This window comes from Niallia sp. FSL M8-0099 (assembly GCF_038006945.1).
Lineage (GTDB): Bacteria > Bacillota > Bacilli > Bacillales > Cytobacillaceae > Niallia > Niallia circulans.
Window position 1 is genome coordinate 1,431,939 of record NZ_JBBOWF010000001.1, and the last position, 17,733, is coordinate 1,449,671.

Consider the following 17,733-nt stretch of genomic DNA (forward strand, 5'->3'; position numbering starts at 1 on the left):
GTAAATATGTTTCGTAATGTAGCAGAATTGGTAGAAATAGCAACGACTAGAAATTTACCGATTTCCGAAATAATGATAGAACAAGAAATGCAAGTAACAGGAAAAACAAGACAAGAAATTATTGGTCAAATGGAAACGAATCTTCAGGTAATGGAGCAAGCTGTTGAAAGAGGGTTAAATGGAGTTGTATCCCATTCTGGATTAACTGGTGGAGATGCGGTGCTTCTCCAAAACTATATTAAGAAAGGTCAATTTCTTTCCGGAGAGATCATTCTAGACGCAGTAAGTAAAGCTGTTGCGACAAATGAAGTAAATGCTGCTATGGGAATGATATGTGCAACACCAACAGCAGGTTCAGCAGGAGTAGTACCTGGTACGTTATTTGCTGTACAAAATAAACTGAATCCTACAAGAGAGCAAATGATTGCATTCCTTTTCACGTCTGGTGCATTTGGTTTTGTTGTGGCAAATAATGCCTCCATCTCAGGTGCTGCAGGGGGATGCCAAGCGGAAGTTGGCTCGGCTGCTGGAATGGCTGCAGCGGCAATTGTAGAAATGGCAGGAGGAACACCAGAACAATCAGCACATGCGATGGCTATCACGTTAAAGAATATGCTCGGTCTTGTTTGTGATCCAGTTGCCGGCTTAGTAGAAGTTCCTTGTGTAAAACGAAATGCAATGGGAGCAGCGAATGCGATGATTGCTGCTGATATGGCTTTGGCAGGTATTAAAAGTCGTATACCATGTGATGAAGTAATTGATAGCATGTATCGCATTGGTCAGGCAATGCCTACAGCGCTTAAAGAAACAGCACGGGGAGGGTTGGCAGCAACACCGACAGGCCGCAGGTTAGAAGCCGAAATCTTTGGTAGTGCAGCTGCCGCAAATAAGTGAATGAGTCTTTACAACTATCCGTCGAACATTTAAAAGGGGTTGGACCCGAAACAAAAAAACAGTTAGAAGAAATGAATATTCATAAGATTAATGATTTGCTAGAATATTTTCCTTATCGCTATGAGGATTATCGTCTGAAAAACCTCGAAGAAATAAAGCATGAAGAAAAAGTGACGGTAGAAGGGAAGGTTCATAGTGAACCCTCCCTTATTTTTTATGGAAGAAAGAAATCTAGATTAACAATAAAGCTATTAGTCGAACAGTACTTAATTACGGTTGTATTTTTTAACCAGCCCTATTTAAAAAGTAAATTAGCTGTGCAAGAATTGATTACGGTAACAGGGAAATGGGATCAGCACCGCCAAACCATAACAGCAAACCATTTGCAAATTGGCAGTAATCAAAAGGGGCATTTATTCGAACCAGTCTATGCTGTAAAAGGGAATATGACCGTAAAAAATTTACGTAAATATATATCCACTGCTTTAAATCAATATGGAGAATTAATCGAAGAGAATTTTCCTTCTTCAATGTTAACGAAATATCGTTTGCTGCCCCGGAAGGAAGCACTCAAGATTATCCATTTTCCTGAAAAGAGAGAGGATTTAACGCAAGCTAGAAGACGTTTTGTGTATGAGGAATTTCTATTGTTTCAATTAAAAATGAGTGCCTTAAGAAAATACGAAAGAGAACATTCTGGTGGTAAAAGCCAGCAATATTCCCTTGAAAAACTAACCACTTTCATCGAGGCACTTCCTTTTCCGTTGACAAATGCTCAAAAAAGGGTAGTAAACGAAATTCTCACAGATATGAAAGCAGAGGTGCGAATGAATCGTTTACTGCAAGGGGATGTAGGATCAGGAAAAACAATTGTTGCTGCGATTGTGTTATATGCTTCGATCCTTTCTGGCAACCAAGGTGCGCTAATGGCACCGACAGAAATCCTGGCAGAGCAACATGCAGATTCATTGCATCAGATTTTTTCAGAATTTGGAGTAGTATGTGGTTTGTTAACAAGTTCTGTTAAAGGTAAAAAAAGAAAAGAATTACTAGCCCAATTAAAAGAAGGAAAAATCGATATTTTGATAGGGACACATGCATTGATCCAAGATGATGTAGTATTCAAATCATTAGGATTAGTCATTACTGATGAACAGCACCGCTTTGGTGTGGAACAAAGAAGAGTACTGCGGGAGAAGGGGGAAAATCCAGATGTTCTGTTTATGACGGCGACCCCAATTCCACGAACACTTGCCATCACGGTATTTGGTGAGATGGATGTCAGTATTATCGATGAAATGCCAGCAGGGCGAAAAAATATCGAAACATATTGGGTAAAGCATGATATGTTAACAAGAATCCTGCAGTTTATGGAAAAAGAACTTCATCAAGGAAGACAAGCATATGTAATTTGTCCGTTAATCGAGGAATCCGAAAAGCTGGATGTTCAAAATGCAATCGATGTGCATGCAATGTTATCTACCTTTTTCCAAGGCAGATACAATGTTGGGCTTATGCACGGAAAACTGCATCCAGAAGAGAAAGATAATATGATGAAACAGTTCAGCCAAAATGAAATCCAAGTGCTTGTAAGTACAACGGTTGTTGAAGTCGGAGTTAATGTACCAAATGCGACATTTATGCTCGTATATGATGCAGAACGTTTTGGGTTATCACAGCTTCATCAGCTTAGAGGAAGAGTAGGGCGAGGGGATGCTCAGTCTTACTGTGTATTAATCGCAGATCCCAAAACAGATGTTGGAAAAGAACGAATGAAAATTATGACGGAAACGAGCGATGGGTTCGTGTTAAGTGAAAAGGATCTAGAATTAAGAGGACCAGGAGATTTTTTTGGGAAAAAACAAAGTGGTCTACCTGAATTCAAAATGGGTGATATGATACACGATTATCGCATCTTGGAAACAGCCAGAAATGACGCTGCTATCCTAATCGAGTCAACTGCATTCTGGCAAAATGATGACTACAAAGCGCTAAGAGATACTTTAAAAGAAACAGGGGTCCTTAACGGAGAAAAGCTAGATTAATCACAAGATATTTTCTAGTAAATAAAACAAGTGTAAGTATTTTGACTTGCTTTTTTATAGAGAGATAAGAAGCCTAAACTAGCTTGAATACACTACAGACAACATAGTAATAGTAAAGCCCCTTATCGTAGAGCCGAAAAGATAGGGCAGGGGATTCATGCTCAAGGTTTACGTTTTTATTCACCAGTAGTTAGAACAAAACTTCGGCTTGCAATCCCATTGTATAAATTATATACTACTATTAGTACCTAGTCTTAATAGTGCGGTGGTGTGAATAAATGAAGAGGAACAAAAGAGAACGTCAAGAGCTTTTAGTGGAGACAATCAAGGAAACTCCATTTATTACAGACGAGGAATTGGCGGAAAAATTCTCTGTTAGTGTACAGACGATAAGACTAGATCGGTTAGAACTATCCATTCCAGAGCTTAGAGAGCGCATTAAAAATGTCGCCAAACAATCACTTGAAGACGAAGTGAAAGCATTGCCTATCGAAGAAGTCATTGGTGAAATAATCGATATGGAATTAGATAGTTCAGCTATATCTATCTTTGAAGTGAAAGAAGAGCATGTTTTTAAAAGAAATGGCATTGCAAGGGGACATCATCTTTTTGCACAAGCGAATTCTCTTGCAGTTGCCCTGATTAACGATGAGCTAGCATTAACAGCAAAAGCAAATATTCACTTTACGAGATCGGTTAAATTAGGTGAACGAATTATTGCCAAAGCAAAAGTAAAGCATATAGATAGTATGACCGGCAGAACAACAGTAGAAGTGAATAGTTATGTGAACACAGAATTAGTTTTTAAAGGCGAATTTGATATGTACCGTGCCAAAAGATAAAGGAGTAATCAATATGATGAAAATTGCAATGGATGCAATGGGGGGAGACAATGCCCCGAAGGAAATAGTTATTGGTGCCCAAAAAGCAATTGAAACTTTTTCAGACCTAGAGATACTTCTTGTTGGGGATGAAAAACAGATTCAATCTTTTCTAACCAATAAAGAACGAATTGATATTTTACATACAGAAGAGCAAATTTTAGCAACAGATGAACCAGTAAGAGCAGTACGCCGGAAAAAAACAGCTAGTATGGTCCTTGGTGCTACAGAAGTAAAAGAGGGAAGAGCAGATGCGTTCATATCAGCAGGAAATACAGGTGCCTTAATGGCAACTGGATTATTCGTTGTTGGTAGAATGGAGGGAATTGACCGTCCAGCATTAGCACCAACCTTGCCGACGATCAGTGGAGAAGGCTTCCTTTTACTTGATGTTGGTGCAAATGTAGACGCTAAGCCTGAAAACTTAGTTCAATATGCCATGATGGGAAGCATCTATTCCGAAAAAGTAAGAGGAGTTGCTAAACCAAGAGTCGGCTTATTGAACATTGGAACAGAAGAGAAAAAGGGGAATGAGTTAACAAAGAAAACCTTTGAACTTCTCCAAAGCACCAATATTCATTTCATCGGAAATGTGGAAGCACGTGATTTGCTTGATGGAGTATGTGATGTTGCTGTGACAGATGGTTTTACAGGAAATATGATTTTAAAAACGGTCGAGGGAACAGCGATGTCTATGTTTAAAATGATTAAGGCCGAGTTAATGAGCAGCTTTACTTCCAAAATGGCTGCTGCCGTCTTGAAGCCTAATCTAAAGCAGATTAAAAATAAGTTAGATTATTCAGAGTATGGCGGAGCTGCTTTATTCGGTTTAAATGCCCCTGTTATCAAGGCTCATGGTTCGTCTGATAGTCAAGCGATATTTAGTGCAATCAGACAAACTAGAGAATTTGTGCAATCAGGTGTAGTCGCTCAAATAAAGAATGCAATGGAGAGCTATGTAGAATAAATTGAGACAGATATGGTGAATTCCACTTCTAATGGGAAGAAAAGGAGAGTAAAAATAAATGAGTAAAATTGCTTTTGTTTTTCCAGGTCAAGGCTCACAAGCAGTCGGAATGGGAAAAGATTTATTTGAACAATTTGAACCGGCAGCAAATGTATTTAAAAAAGCGGATCAAAAATTAAACTTTTCTTTAACAGACTTAATTTTTGAAGGGCCAAAGGAAGAGCTTACGCTTACCCATAATACACAGCCAGCTTTACTTACAACAAGCATCGCTATTTTAGAACACTTTAAGCAGTTTAATATACAGCCAGATTTTGTTGCTGGCCATAGTTTAGGTGAGTATTCAGCGTTAGTGGCAGCAGGTGTGCTGTCTTTTGAAGAGGCTGTATTTGCAGTTCGCAAGCGTGGAGAATATATGCAAGAAGCAGTTCCAGCAGGCGAAGGAGCAATGGCCGCTGTGCTAGGGTTAGAAAGAGAGAAATTAACTGCGGTCACACAAGAGATTTCAGATGCAGGCAATTCTGTACAGTTGGCTAATCTTAATTGTCCTGGACAAATTGTGATCTCAGGCACTACAAAGGGTGTTGAATTAGCGGGAGAAAAAGCGAAGGAAGCAGGCGCAAAGCGTGCAATCCCTCTGGAAGTAAGTGGTCCATTCCATTCAGAGTTAATGAAACCTGCAGCGGAAAAATTTGCTTCCGTATTAGACGGATTGCAATTAACAGATGCAAAAATTCCGGTCATTGCTAATGTAACGGCAGCTCCAATTCAAGATCATGCAGAAATAAAAGCAAAGCTAGTGGAGCAATTGTATTCATCTGTCCTTTGGGAAGATTCCGTTCGCAAAATGCTTGATTTAGGAGTAGATACATTTATTGAAATTGGACCAGGCAAAGTTCTTTCCGGTTTAATCAAGAAAATTGATCGAAAAGCAAAAGTATATGCTGTAAACGATATGGAAACAAGTAGTAAAGTTGCAGAAGAATTAAAGGGGGATATGTAAGTGAAATTAGCTGGTAAAGTTGCTGTTGTCACTGGAGCATCTCGAGGAATTGGTAAATCGATTGCACTTGAGTTAGCAAAGCAAGGTGCGGATGTTGTTGTTAACTATGCAGGAAGTGTAGATCGTGCCAATGAAGTAGTGAAGGAAATCGAAGCTTTAGGAAGAAAAGCAATGAGCATTCAATGTGATGTATCCGATAGTGCTGCTGTAAATGCGATGATGAAAGAAGTGTTAGACGCGTTTGGCAGTCTGGATATTTTGGTGAATAATGCTGGAATTACAAGAGATAATTTATTAATGCGTATGAAGGATTCAGAGTGGGACGATGTTATTAATACCAATCTTAAAGGTGTGTTCCTCTGCACGAAAGCAGTAACAAGACCAATGATGAAGCAAAGAAAAGGGAGAATAATAAACATTACTTCCATTGTTGGTGTGACAGGAAACCCTGGTCAAGCTAATTATGTTGCAGCAAAAGCAGGGGTGATTGGTTTTACAAAAACAACTGCGAAAGAACTTGCTCAGCGTAATATTACGGTAAATGCGATTGCTCCTGGATTTATTACAACAGATATGACGGATAAACTGACAGAAGAAGTGAAAAATGGCATGCTTACGCAAATTCCCTTAGGTCAATTTGGTAAACCAGAAGATATTGCTAATGCTGTTGTCTTTTTAGCTTCTGATGAGAGCAGCTATATTACAGGGCAAACATTGCATATTGATGGTGGAATGTATATGTAATCTTTCCTAAACAAAGGGAAAAATGCGAATAGTAAGAGAATAAACATCAGATAAAGTTCTCATTTATTATTTCGTTAAAATACTCTATAATGCATTTGAGGGGAGGTGAAATAAATGGCAGATGTATTAGAGCGTGTAACAAAAATCGTTGTAGATCGTCTTGGCGTAGAAGAATCAGAAGTAACTTTAGAGGCTTCTTTCAAAGATGATTTAGGCGCTGACTCTCTTGATGTAGTTGAACTTGTTATGGAATTAGAAGATGAGTTTGATATGGAAATTTCTGACGACGATGCTGAAAAGATTTCTACAGTTGGTGATGCTGTGAATTACATAAGTAATCGCTAATCAGTGTTTAAAAGCTCCGTTGCAACGGGGCTTTTAATTTTGTATATTAGCGGTGATTTATGTATATTCTATGACTGAGGAAATATCAGGAAAATCCATTATGAAAATGGCCCTAAGAATAGATGACAATATCTGTTTGTTTGATGTATACTAATAACTAAATACTTATTATTATAGGCGAAATATGAGTTATTGGACGGACAGATATGGATTCGTTCAAAAGAATAACAAATACAGCGTTTATTGACGCATAAAAGGATAGAAATAGTTTTTCTTATGTGAAGTGGGGTTAGCCCCCTAGTGGTAGCCCGATTTCTGTAATAGAAAAGGCTTGGAGAGAAAAAACTTTCCAAGTTTCTTTGCGTTTTTTATCTTTTTTACTTAAACTTGAAATGAATTGTAAACTTAGTGCTAAGGTGGATGCAAAATGCGAGGCAATCGAAAAGACAAAAGAACTGTTCGACCAAATGAGAAAAAAATGAAGGAACTCCAAGAAAAATTGGGGATTCATTTTACGAATGAAAAACTATTGAAGCAGGCTTTTACCCATTCATCATATGTGAATGAGCATCGAAGAAAACCACATGAAGATAACGAAAGATTAGAATTTCTTGGGGATGCCGTTCTAGAATTAACGGTATCTAAATTTCTCTTCAACAAATTTCCGATGATGAGCGAAGGAGAGCTGACTAAATTGCGGGCTGCAATCGTGTGTGAACCATCGCTTGTTTCCTTTGCTAATGAACTTTCCTTTGGTAAGTATGTGCTCTTAGGCAAAGGAGAGGAAATGACTGGGGGAAGAACTAGACCAGCGCTGCTTGCTGATGTATTTGAAGCGTTTATTGGTGCTTTATATTTAGACCAAGGATTGGATTCAGTGGTAGCATTTTTAGAGGAAGTTATTTTCCCGAAAATTAATAACGGTGCTTTTTCTCATGTGATGGATTTTAAAAGTCAACTACAAGAATATGTACAAAGAGATGCTGTTGGAACAATTGAGTATAAAATATTGCTTGAAAAAGGACCCGCACACAATAGAGAGTTTATTTCACAAGTCTTTTTAAATAATCGAGAACTTGGAACAGGTATGGGTCGTTCCAAGAAAGAAGCAGAGCAGCAAGCTGCCCAAAAATCATTATTAATGCTAAAGGCGGAAAGTGAAAACTAAATGCTCAAAAAAACGAACGAAGAAAAACAACTAGAGGAAAACAAGGAAGAATCGGGGTGAGGTCATGTTCTTAAAACGGTTAGATGTTATCGGTTTTAAGTCATTTGCAGATCGGATTTCTGTCGATTTTGTGCCAGGTGTGACGGCAGTAGTAGGACCAAACGGAAGTGGGAAGAGTAATATTACGGATGCAATTCGTTGGGTACTTGGAGAACAATCTGCAAAGTCCTTGCGTGGAAGTAAGATGGAGGATGTTATCTTTTCAGGTAGTGACTCAAGAAAAGCGGTTAACTTTGCAGAAGTGACGTTAACTTTAGAAAATGAAGATCATTTCCTGCCATTGGATTTCCATGAAGTAAGTGTAACGAGGCGTGTATATCGATCAGGAGATAGTGAATTTTTAATTAATAAACAATCTTGTCGTCTAAAAGATATTATTGATTTATTTATGGACTCAGGGCTTGGGCGCGAAGCATTTTCGATTATTAGTCAGGGAAAAGTCGAAGAAATCTTAAATAGTAAGGCAGAGGATCGCCGGTCTATCTTCGAAGAAGCAGCAGGCGTATTGAAATATAAAACTCGTAAGAAAAAGGCAGAAGGAAAGCTTGTAGAAACACAAGATAACCTAAACCGTGTAAATGACATATTACATGAATTAGAAAGTCAGGTTGAGCCACTAAAGATTCAAAGCTCAATGGCTAAGGAATATTTACATCATCGAGAGAATCTTGAATCGATTGAAGTGGCCTTAATGGTTCATGATATTGAAGAAGCGCATGAGCGATTTGAAGCTATTTCAAAGCAATTAGAAACATATAAACAAGAAGAGTTAAAGCTATCCTCTATGCTGCAAAATAAGGAAGCGAAGATGGAGGAAGTGAAAAATGAAGTAGCCGCTTTAGATGAATCGATTGATGATCTTCAACAAGTACTTCTTTTAGTGAGTGAAGAATTAGAAAAATTAGAAGGTCGAAAAGAAGTATTAAAAGAACGAAAGAAGAATGCAACACAAAATCGTGATCAGCTTGAAAAGAGCAAGGTGGAGCTGCAAGAAAGAGTAGAAACTCTTGTGCTGCAAAAAGAAACGCAAGAAAAGCTTGTTCATGAATTGCAAGCAGAGTCGAAAGCGATTGAAGAAACTTTAAAAGCTAATGAAAAAAATCTTGCTCTTTTTAATGAGAACCTAGAAGAAAAAATTGAGATGCTAAAAAGCGACTATATTGAGATAGTGAGTAATCAAGCAGCGGCAAAAAATGAATTGAATTCGGTTATTCAACAACTAGAAAATCATGAAAAAAGGACGTCGCAGCTTGATGAAGAAAATGCTAACTTCACAAATGAGCGTATGCAAATTCAAGAAAAAAAGACTAAGTTTACGGAGAAATTGAAGGAACTATCTGATGAACTGGAGAAATGGTCTAAACACTGGCAGGAAAAGCAAAGTCATTTTCAAGGAATAGAAGCAAAGGTTCAACAAGTAGAGAAGGCGCTTTATCAATCTTATCAATATGCACAGCAGGCGAAATCACGTAAAGAAATGCTTGAGGAATTAGAAGATGACTATTCTGGATTTTTCCACGGAGTAAAGGAAGTACTTAAAGCTAGAGGGAAATCCTTACAAGGGATTAGAGGTGCAGTTGCAGAATTAATGCAAGTACCAAAGGAATATAGTGTGAGCTTAGAGATTGCATTAGGTGGATCGATGCAGCATATTGTGGTGGAAACAGAACAAAATGGACGGGAAGCAATCGCTTTTTTAAAGAAGAATGGGTTTGGACGAGCTACGTTTTTACCAATGAATGTTATTAAGGGAAAAACGCTTGCTGATTCCCAACTACGATTAATTCAAGGGCATCCATCCTTTATTGGGGTTGCTGCAGATTTGATTAATTATGACAGTCAATATCGGGAAATTATCCGTAGTTTATTAGGAAATGTTGTGATTACGAAGGATTTAAAGGGCGCCAATGAGATGGCGAAAATTCTTCAATATCGTTCCCGTTTTGTAACGTTAGAAGGGGAGATAGTTAATCCTGGTGGGTCGATGACTGGTGGAGCGATGAAGCAGAAACAAGCTTCAATCATCACCAGAAAAGGAGAATTAGAAGAGCTTAAGAAAAAGATTTTTGAAATGGATAAAACATCTTTAAAGCTTGAGGAACAGCTGAAAAAAGGAAAAGCAGCATTGCAAGCAGAAGAATCATCGATAGAAGAAGCGCGCTTAAAGGTGGAAGATCTTCGTTTCCAAATTCAGACATGGAAAGATGACTTAAAAGAGGTGGAATTCGAAGAAAGAGCAATGAATGATAAATTGTCTCTATATGACCGCAATAAGGCCGATTCACATCAAGAGCAAGAGCTTCTGCAGCAAAGAAGAACTGTTTTGCAAGAAAAACTGGAACAGCAAAGTAAAAAGTTATCTGAATTAGATAAAGAGATTGCTTTAGTTACCGAGCAAAAAAATAAACAAACAGTTTCCAAAGAATCAGTCGTAAATACAATTAGTGATTTACGAATTCAGTCGGCAGCTAAAAAGGAACAGCTCCGCCATGAAAAGGACAAGTTAGCAGCTATCATTCAAGAACATGAATCAACAGAAGAAAAGTGGGAGCTTGTCAAAGAGGACTTACGCTTGCTTTCTTCTGAAATGAGTAATTCTCATTCAGGGGAAGCGACATTAGAAGAAGCAGCAGAACAAAAACTGCAAGAAAAACAAGAAACGATCCAGCTTATTTCTTTACGCAGAGAGGAAAGATTGCAAAAACAAATGCGCTTAGAAGAGCTGGAGCTGGAAACAAAGGAGCAGCGCAGGCTTCATAGAGGGATTGTTCAAGCACTAAAGGATGAAGAAGTTAAATTAAACCGTGTAGACGTGGAATTAGATACACGATTAACGAATCTACGCGAGGAATATTTATTAACGTATGAAGGGGCTAAGCTTGATTATCCTTTAACATTAGAAGTTGAAGAAGCCCGTAAAAAGGTAAAGCTCATTAAATTAGCTATGGAAGAACTAGGAACTGTAAATCTTGGGGCCATAGAGGAATATGAGCGAATCTCGGAAAGATACGAATTCCTGCTCGAACAAAAAACAGATTTAGAAGAAGCGAAGGATACCCTTTACCAAGTAATCGATGAAATGGATGAGGAAATGAAAAATCGATTTGAGCAGACATTTGAAGGGATAAAGGCTCATTTTGAAACGGTATTCCAAAGTTTATTTGGTGGAGGAAGTGCTGATTTAGTATTAACAAATCCAGAAGATCTTTTAAATACAGGAGTAGAGATTGTAGCCCAGCCACCAGGGAAAAAACTTCAAAATTTAAGTCTTTTATCTGGGGGAGAAAGAGCGCTAACAGCAATCGCTTTATTATTCTCCATTCTAAAAGTAAGACCAGTTCCTTTCTGTATTTTGGATGAGGTGGAAGCGGCATTGGATGAAGCAAATGTATTCCGATTTAGTTCCTATTTAAAACGTTATAGCCATGAAACACAATTTATTGTCATTACTCACCGCAAAGGGACAATGGAAGAAGCAGATGTTCTTTATGGGGTAACTATGCAAGAGTCAGGCGTTTCAAAGCTAGTTTCCGTTCGATTAAGTGAAACAAAGGAATTAGTTGCAAATGGATAATTTTTTTATAGTTAGTTAGAAGCTTAATTCGCTTTAATAAACATTTCTAATTTCACTTCCGAGGCCTGTTGCTCTGTCAAGATAGCGGCCTTGGAAACTTTTAATGTTTACGAAAAGCAGTTTACATGTACATAACCATATTTTGTAATGAAAGAAGGGATAATAATGAGCTTTTTTAAAAAGTTAAAAGAAAAAATGTCTCAGCAGACTACAACCGTAACGGAGAAGTTTAAAGAAGGCTTATCGAAAACAAGAAATAACTTTTCCGAAAAAGTAAATGAACTTGTGTCACGTTATCGAAAAGTAGACGAAGATTTCTTCGAAGAGCTGGAAGAAATCTTAATTGGAGCAGATGTTGGTTTCGAAACAGTCATGGAACTAATTGATGAGCTAAAAAAAGAAGTGAAAAGAAAAAATATTCAAGATCCAAAAGAAGTACAAGATGTAATTTCCGAAAAGTTAGTTGCTATTTATCAGAATGGGGAAGACCAATCCTCTACGATTAATATGCAAGCAGAAGGCTTAACTGTGATCTTGTTTGTTGGCGTAAATGGAGTAGGGAAAACTACGACAATTGGTAAGCTTGCTCATAAGTATAAAGAGGAAGGGAAAAAAGTTTTGCTTGCTGCAGGTGATACCTTCCGTGCTGGAGCAATCGAACAGTTGGAAGTATGGGGAGAGCGTGTCGGTGTGGATGTCATTAAACATACAGAAGGCTCTGATCCAGCAGCAGTTATGTTTGATGCTGTACAGGCTGCTAAGTCTCGTCAAGCAGATATTCTTCTTTGTGATACAGCTGGAAGATTGCAGAATAAAGTGAATTTAATGAAGGAATTAGAAAAAGTTAAGCGAGTAATTGAACGAGAGGTCCCAGGTGCACCACATGAAGTTTTACTCGTGCTAGATGCCACAACTGGGCAAAATGCTTTAGTACAGGCTAAAACATTTAAAGAAACAACAAATGTAAGTGGCATTGTACTAACAAAATTAGATGGAACAGCAAAAGGTGGAATTGTGTTAGCAATTCGAAACGAACTACATATTCCAGTTAAATTTGTTGGATTAGGTGAAAAAATGGACGATCTCCAAAGCTTCGATCCAGAAAAATATGTCTATGGTTTATTTTCAAACTTAGTAGAGCAAAGTGAAGAGTAAAAGAGAGTTAGGTTGGAAAGATGTCGTAAAGGAAACTTACGACATCTTTTTTTAACTGAATGTTAAATTATTGCAAAAACGTAATAAAAATAAGGATAAGAATAATAATAAAAGTAATATCTTTTTTTGGAGGGAAAACGTTTGATTATTCAAAGCGTTGTATTGCTTATTCTTATTGGAGGCGTTGTCTTAACAGTAAAAGGTCATCTTGTTCAACATCATGCTTATGCTCAACTAGGTGATTCCTTACCAGCCAAAAAATTGAAAGGAGCAGAAGGAGAAAATTTCCTTACGCTAGAAGAGGAAAATCTTTTTTTAAGCAGCTTATCTGGCCTGCGCATGAAAATAATTGGTGCCATTCTAATAGCAATACCAACTAGTATCCTTATCCTTTTCCATTTAAACTAGCTTGTGTTCAAAGTTAGTTGAATTGCCTTTAAAGATTGAATGAAGGCGAAATGAGTATTTTACAAAAAAATACTAGCACCGATAATTATAGAACAATATTAAAATCAAACTTCTGTTAAAAGGTTACAGAAGTTTTTTTAAATGCTTCCCAAAAATAGTTTCTAATACATAAAACATTTGCAACAGTCTCTTCGTCTAATGAAGGAGAGACATTTATTTTGTAATATTCAAAAATATATATGTATAAAAAGTTTGTATTAGTGTAAAATTACATTATAATATTTTTGTCATTTACTGTAGGGAGGAAACAACTGTCAATCGTTTATTAATTAGAACCAAAAAATAGAAAATGGGGGAAACATAGTTTGCGAAAAGTAAAGAAAGTGATAATTATATGTTTTATCTTGTTCTTGGCCACTACTTTTATTGTCAAAGAAGCAAATGCTGCTTCTACTGACACAATAAAAATCACAACAGAAGCTGGATTAGCTGGTAAGGTAATGGATGGAAGAGGATTTCAATTAAAAGTTACAATGGAAAATACAGGAGAAGACTTTAAAGGAGATTTATTAATTCCCTATTCTCCAAGCTATGAAGCTGGAGGACAAACATTAGTTTCTGTCGATATCCCGGCAAATAGTAAGAAGACCTATATGGTCACAATCCCTGGGATTTCTTCTGATACAGATTATGCTAACAAAAAGATGAAATTATATCGCGGAAGCTGGCAGAATGGAGATGAAGTAACTTTTACTGGAGTAAAAGAAGTAAGGGTAAATCTTATCCCTGAACAGACTTTAGGTATTCTTACTGATCAATATGATAAATTTAAAGATTTAAGAAAGCTGCCTAGTAATTCCATTTATACAACGGAAATGATCAAAGAAGAAATACCTGATCAGGCATTAGCGCTTGAAACAATGAGCTATCTGCTGGTTGATCAATTTTCACTGAGTGAATTAACGGATGAGCAGCAGCAAGCAATAAAAAAATGGATTGAAAATGGAGGTATTTTGATTACTGGTGCACAACCAAATGGAAAGCAAGCATACGGTCATTTAGAAACATCGATGCCGCTAGCACTTGGCAAAAAAGAACCTTTTTCCTTGACGGTTCTAGACACAAAAAATAAACAGCAAGCGAAAATAGATGGTTATCAATCTACCTTAATAGAGGGCGCAGAAGCAATTGTTTTACATAATGACCAGCCGATTATTGCGAAAAAGGAGCTCGGTGAAGGAAAAATTATTCAAGCTTCCTTTTCACTTAGTGATTCCAGTTTTCTTGGCTGGTCCGGATTTAATAGTTGGATAGAAAAAATACTATTAGCTGAAAGTTCGCAGCATGCCAATAATTCTCAATATAACAGTAACCCAATTGGTGATCTCTATAATAGTTTTGTGCAAGCAAATGAATATTTCGAGAGCTCCACTATTTCCACTAGTATATTATTAATTATTTTGACAGGTTATTTGCTTGTTATTGTGCCGATTTTATACGTTGTGTTAAAAAGAATCGACAAACGGGAGCATGCTTGGTGGATTATACCGAGCTTATCGATTCTTTTATCGATTGCGGTGTTCCTAACGGGTGCAAAGGATAAAATAAGAAATCCGCAATTTAATGAAATGGGTGTCTATCAATATAGCAATAACTATTTATCTGGATATCAAGCTACAACTCTTTTATCGAATAAATCTGGTGATTTTACATTTATGTATGATAAAAATTTGTATACTCCTATTCCTTTTACTGGATATGGAGAATTACAAACGAAGGCCGTTACAAAGGAAAAAATTAAAAAGAATGAAGTGATTTTTCCGGATGTAGAGTATTGGTCCAGTCGTACTATGTACGGCAAGTCCAGTATCCCAGTAGAAGGTGGATTCAGTCATAAGTTTGAAACAACAGAAAAAGAGATTACTGGTTCCATAACAAATCATTTTCCATATGATTTCTCCAACCTATTTATATGGTCGGGAACGGAAAAAATCGAATTAGGTTCTCTTGCTGCTGGAGAAACAAAAAAAATTAAGGTTTCTCGTAAGCATAAGTATTTTTCTAAACCATCTGATTCGAATCAAGGTTCCTATGTTTATGATTACAATGGAAATGATTTAAATGAATATAGAGAATTAGTTGCTTCAGGCTTGGTGTTGAATACGGAGTATTTTCAGACTGTGACAACTGGAGATCCATTATTAATTGGAATTACAAATGAGGATATCATCAAGGTTGGTTTAACAAGTGGAAAGGTAACAAAGAACAGCACTAATTTAATAATGGAGCCTCTTACAATAGCCAATAATTTTCCTGGGCCTTTTACCTTGAATGAAGGAGATATGTACCAGAAACTAGCAGTAATTAAAGGAACTGTCTATAATCAGAATTTCCAAGAAAATGATTTTACGTTAGAAGATGGGGAGTATCTCTATACACTTGGAATTCCGAAATCTTATGAAGATAGCTTGATTGCTTTTGAATCTATTACGATACAAGCAAGCGGAACTCCAGGTGTGAAATACAGTATTTATAATAAACGCACAGGAAATTATGAAGAAGTAAAAAATCTTTTCAAATTGGAGAAACAAAAGATTGCCAACTATTTGGATGAAAATAGAAAAATTACGCTGAAGGTGAATAAAGCAACAAATGGAGACCCATACATGCAATTGCCAACTGTTAAGGTGAAAGGAGAGATAAAAGAATGATAGAAATTAAAGGTCTTTCCAAGAAGTATGGAAAGTTTACAGCACTTGAACCATTAGATTTACAAATTGAAGCTGGATGTGTGTTTGGGTTTGTCGGCCAGAACGGAGCTGGTAAATCTACGACCTTCTCCATTCTTGCTACCTTATTAGCACCTACTTCTGGAACAGCAACGATAAATGGTGCAGATATTATCAAACAGCCGAAAGAGGTTAGAAAACAGTTAGGGTATATGCCTGATTTCTTTGGTGTTTATGATCAGTTAAAAGCAGAAGAATACTTAGATTTTTATGGTGCTAGCTATGGAATTTCAGCTGCACAAAGAGAAAAGTTAATTCCGCAGCTGTTAGAGCTAGTAAATCTTTCTCATAAGAGAAAAGAATATGTTGATCTTTTGTCGCGAGGGATGAAACAGAGACTTTGTCTTGCCAGAAGTTTAATTCATGATCCAGCAGTTCTTATTCTAGATGAGCCTGCATCTGGATTGGATCCACGTGCACGAATAGAAATGCGGGAGATTTTAAAAGAATTAAAGAATATGGGAAAGACCATTCTGATTTCTTCACATATCTTGCCAGAACTAGCAGAAATGTGTGATGTCATTGGTATTTTGGATCAAGGAAAATTAGTAGCGCAAGGAACGGTTTCAGCTATTCAACAGCAATTACAGAGTGAAAAAATCATTAATGTCAAAACATTTGATGTACAAAAAACGATTGCATTTTTGGAAGAAAGTCCACGAATTACAAAGATAGAAGTGCTGGAAGATGGCAAAGCAGTTCAGTTCCTCTTTAAAGGTGGAGATAAAGAGCAGCTAGAATTATTAAAAACAGCGATTCAAAAAGAAATTCCGATTATTAGTTTTTCAGAGATGGAGAGCAATTTAGAGGATGTCTTTATGGAGATTACAAAGGAGGTTGAATTCTCTTGAAAGCTTATTTCATGAATCCAGTATTAAATAAAGAGCTAAAGCTACGTTTTCGTTCAGGAAAAACATTTGTCGGAATTCTGTTTTATCTGCTTGCACTTACCTTGCTGATGGTTGCTTTAATGTATGTACTCAGAACCTCGAGCCCAAATGGATTTTTTAAACCACAGGAAAGTCGCTTGATGTTTATGTTTTTGGCGTTTGTTCAATTAGGATTAGTTTTATTTATTACACCAGGACTGACAGGTGGGGTGATTAGTAGTGAAAGGGAAAGACAAACCTTAAGTATTCTTTTAACAACCACCCAAAGCAGCTTTACGATTATTCTCGGCAAATTGCTTTCGTCCATTTCGTACTTAGTACTATTAATTTTAGCAAGTCTTCCGATATATAGTTTTGTGTTTTTATATGGTGGGATTTCGCCAACGCAGTTAACACAAGTATTTTTCTTCAGCTTATTTACGATGCTTGTCATTGGCAGCTTTGGTGTTTTATTTTCAACCCTCATACGCAAAACAATTGTTAGTATGGTGACAACCTATAGTGTTGCGTTATTTATTGTGGCTGGAACGGCAGTTATTTCTCTTATCCTTTTTCAAATAGCGAATATTCATGCTTCTGCGACTCCGGCAAAAGTTCCATCTGTATACTTTAGTGCCATGTTTAATCCTGGTATTGTGCTTGCAGATATATTTGAACCAACTGTTTCGGAACAAATTAAAGAATTGACAGGCATTAAGTTTCCGATTTGGGCTGCCCACCTTATTACTTATTGTATTGTGATTGCACTGTCACTAACAATTAGTGTTCGTAATTTACGTGCCAATATGAAAAAGGGAAGTTGATAAGTCT

The 17,733-nt window shown here is 37.0% G+C and carries 14 protein-coding genes; all 14 read left to right on the plus strand.

Annotated elements, in window-relative coordinates:
• Positions 1 to 6: 6 nt before the first annotated feature.
• Positions 7 to 894, plus strand: coding sequence for an L-serine ammonia-lyase, iron-sulfur-dependent, subunit alpha (gene sdaAA, locus NSQ92_RS06660; protein ID WP_047939963.1), 888 nt, complete (start codon positions 7 to 9; stop codon positions 892 to 894).
• Positions 891 to 2,939 carry an ATP-dependent DNA helicase RecG gene (gene recG / locus NSQ92_RS06665; RefSeq protein ID WP_061796734.1) on the plus strand — a complete coding sequence of 683 codons (2,049 nt, stop codon included), beginning with the start codon at positions 891 to 893 and terminating at the stop codon, positions 2,937 to 2,939. The genes sdaAA and recG overlap by 4 nt, the downstream gene beginning before the upstream one ends.
• A gap of 278 nt (positions 2,940 to 3,217) precedes the next feature.
• Complete coding sequence (fapR, locus tag NSQ92_RS06670) at positions 3,218 to 3,781, plus strand: transcription factor FapR (protein WP_047939965.1); 564 nt, start codon at positions 3,218 to 3,220, stop codon at positions 3,779 to 3,781.
• Positions 3,782 to 3,797: 16 nt separating this feature from the next.
• Positions 3,798 to 4,787, plus strand: coding sequence for a phosphate acyltransferase PlsX (gene plsX, locus NSQ92_RS06675; protein ID WP_047940269.1), 990 nt, complete (start codon positions 3,798 to 3,800; stop codon positions 4,785 to 4,787).
• Between the two features lie 58 nt (positions 4,788 to 4,845).
• Positions 4,846 to 5,790 carry an ACP S-malonyltransferase gene (fabD, locus tag NSQ92_RS06680; RefSeq protein WP_047939966.1) on the plus strand — a complete coding sequence of 315 codons (945 nt, stop codon included), beginning with the start codon at positions 4,846 to 4,848 and terminating at the stop codon, positions 5,788 to 5,790.
• Positions 5,791 to 6,534 (plus strand): 3-oxoacyl-[acyl-carrier-protein] reductase, encoded by a 744-nt coding sequence (fabG, locus tag NSQ92_RS06685; protein WP_047939967.1) that lies wholly within the window; start codon positions 5,791 to 5,793, stop codon positions 6,532 to 6,534.
• 114 nt (positions 6,535 to 6,648) lie between these two features.
• Entirely contained in the window at positions 6,649 to 6,879 is a 231-nt protein-coding gene (locus NSQ92_RS06690) for an acyl carrier protein (RefSeq protein ID WP_016201082.1), read from the plus strand.
• 427 nt (positions 6,880 to 7,306) lie between these two features.
• Positions 7,307 to 8,047, plus strand: a complete 741-nt coding sequence (rnc, locus tag NSQ92_RS06695; protein WP_047939968.1) for a ribonuclease III — start codon at positions 7,307 to 7,309, stop codon at positions 8,045 to 8,047.
• Positions 8,048 to 8,111: 64 nt separating this feature from the next.
• Positions 8,112 to 11,681 (plus strand): chromosome segregation protein SMC, encoded by a 3,570-nt coding sequence (gene smc / locus NSQ92_RS06700; RefSeq protein ID WP_095257562.1) that lies wholly within the window; start codon positions 8,112 to 8,114, stop codon positions 11,679 to 11,681.
• Positions 11,682 to 11,846: 165 nt separating this feature from the next.
• Positions 11,847 to 12,836 carry a signal recognition particle-docking protein FtsY gene (gene ftsY / locus NSQ92_RS06705; RefSeq protein WP_047939970.1) on the plus strand — a complete coding sequence of 330 codons (990 nt, stop codon included), beginning with the start codon at positions 11,847 to 11,849 and terminating at the stop codon, positions 12,834 to 12,836.
• Positions 12,837 to 12,977: 141 nt separating this feature from the next.
• Positions 12,978 to 13,244: a hypothetical protein gene (locus NSQ92_RS06710; RefSeq protein ID WP_061796729.1), complete on the plus strand. Its 267-nt coding sequence runs from the start codon at positions 12,978 to 12,980 to the stop codon at positions 13,242 to 13,244.
• A gap of 365 nt (positions 13,245 to 13,609) precedes the next feature.
• On the plus strand, positions 13,610 to 15,955 hold the full coding sequence (locus tag NSQ92_RS06715) for a hypothetical protein (RefSeq protein ID WP_341152495.1): 2,346 nt from the start codon (positions 13,610 to 13,612) through the stop codon (positions 15,953 to 15,955).
• On the plus strand, positions 15,952 to 16,884 hold the full coding sequence (locus NSQ92_RS06720; protein ID WP_095257560.1) for an ABC transporter ATP-binding protein: 933 nt from the start codon (positions 15,952 to 15,954) through the stop codon (positions 16,882 to 16,884). Before NSQ92_RS06715 ends, NSQ92_RS06720 begins: the two co-directional genes overlap by 4 nt.
• Entirely contained in the window at positions 16,881 to 17,726 is an 846-nt protein-coding gene (locus NSQ92_RS06725; protein ID WP_095319945.1) for an ABC transporter permease, read from the plus strand. Before NSQ92_RS06720 ends, NSQ92_RS06725 begins: the two co-directional genes overlap by 4 nt.
• Positions 17,727 to 17,733 lie beyond the last annotated feature (7 nt).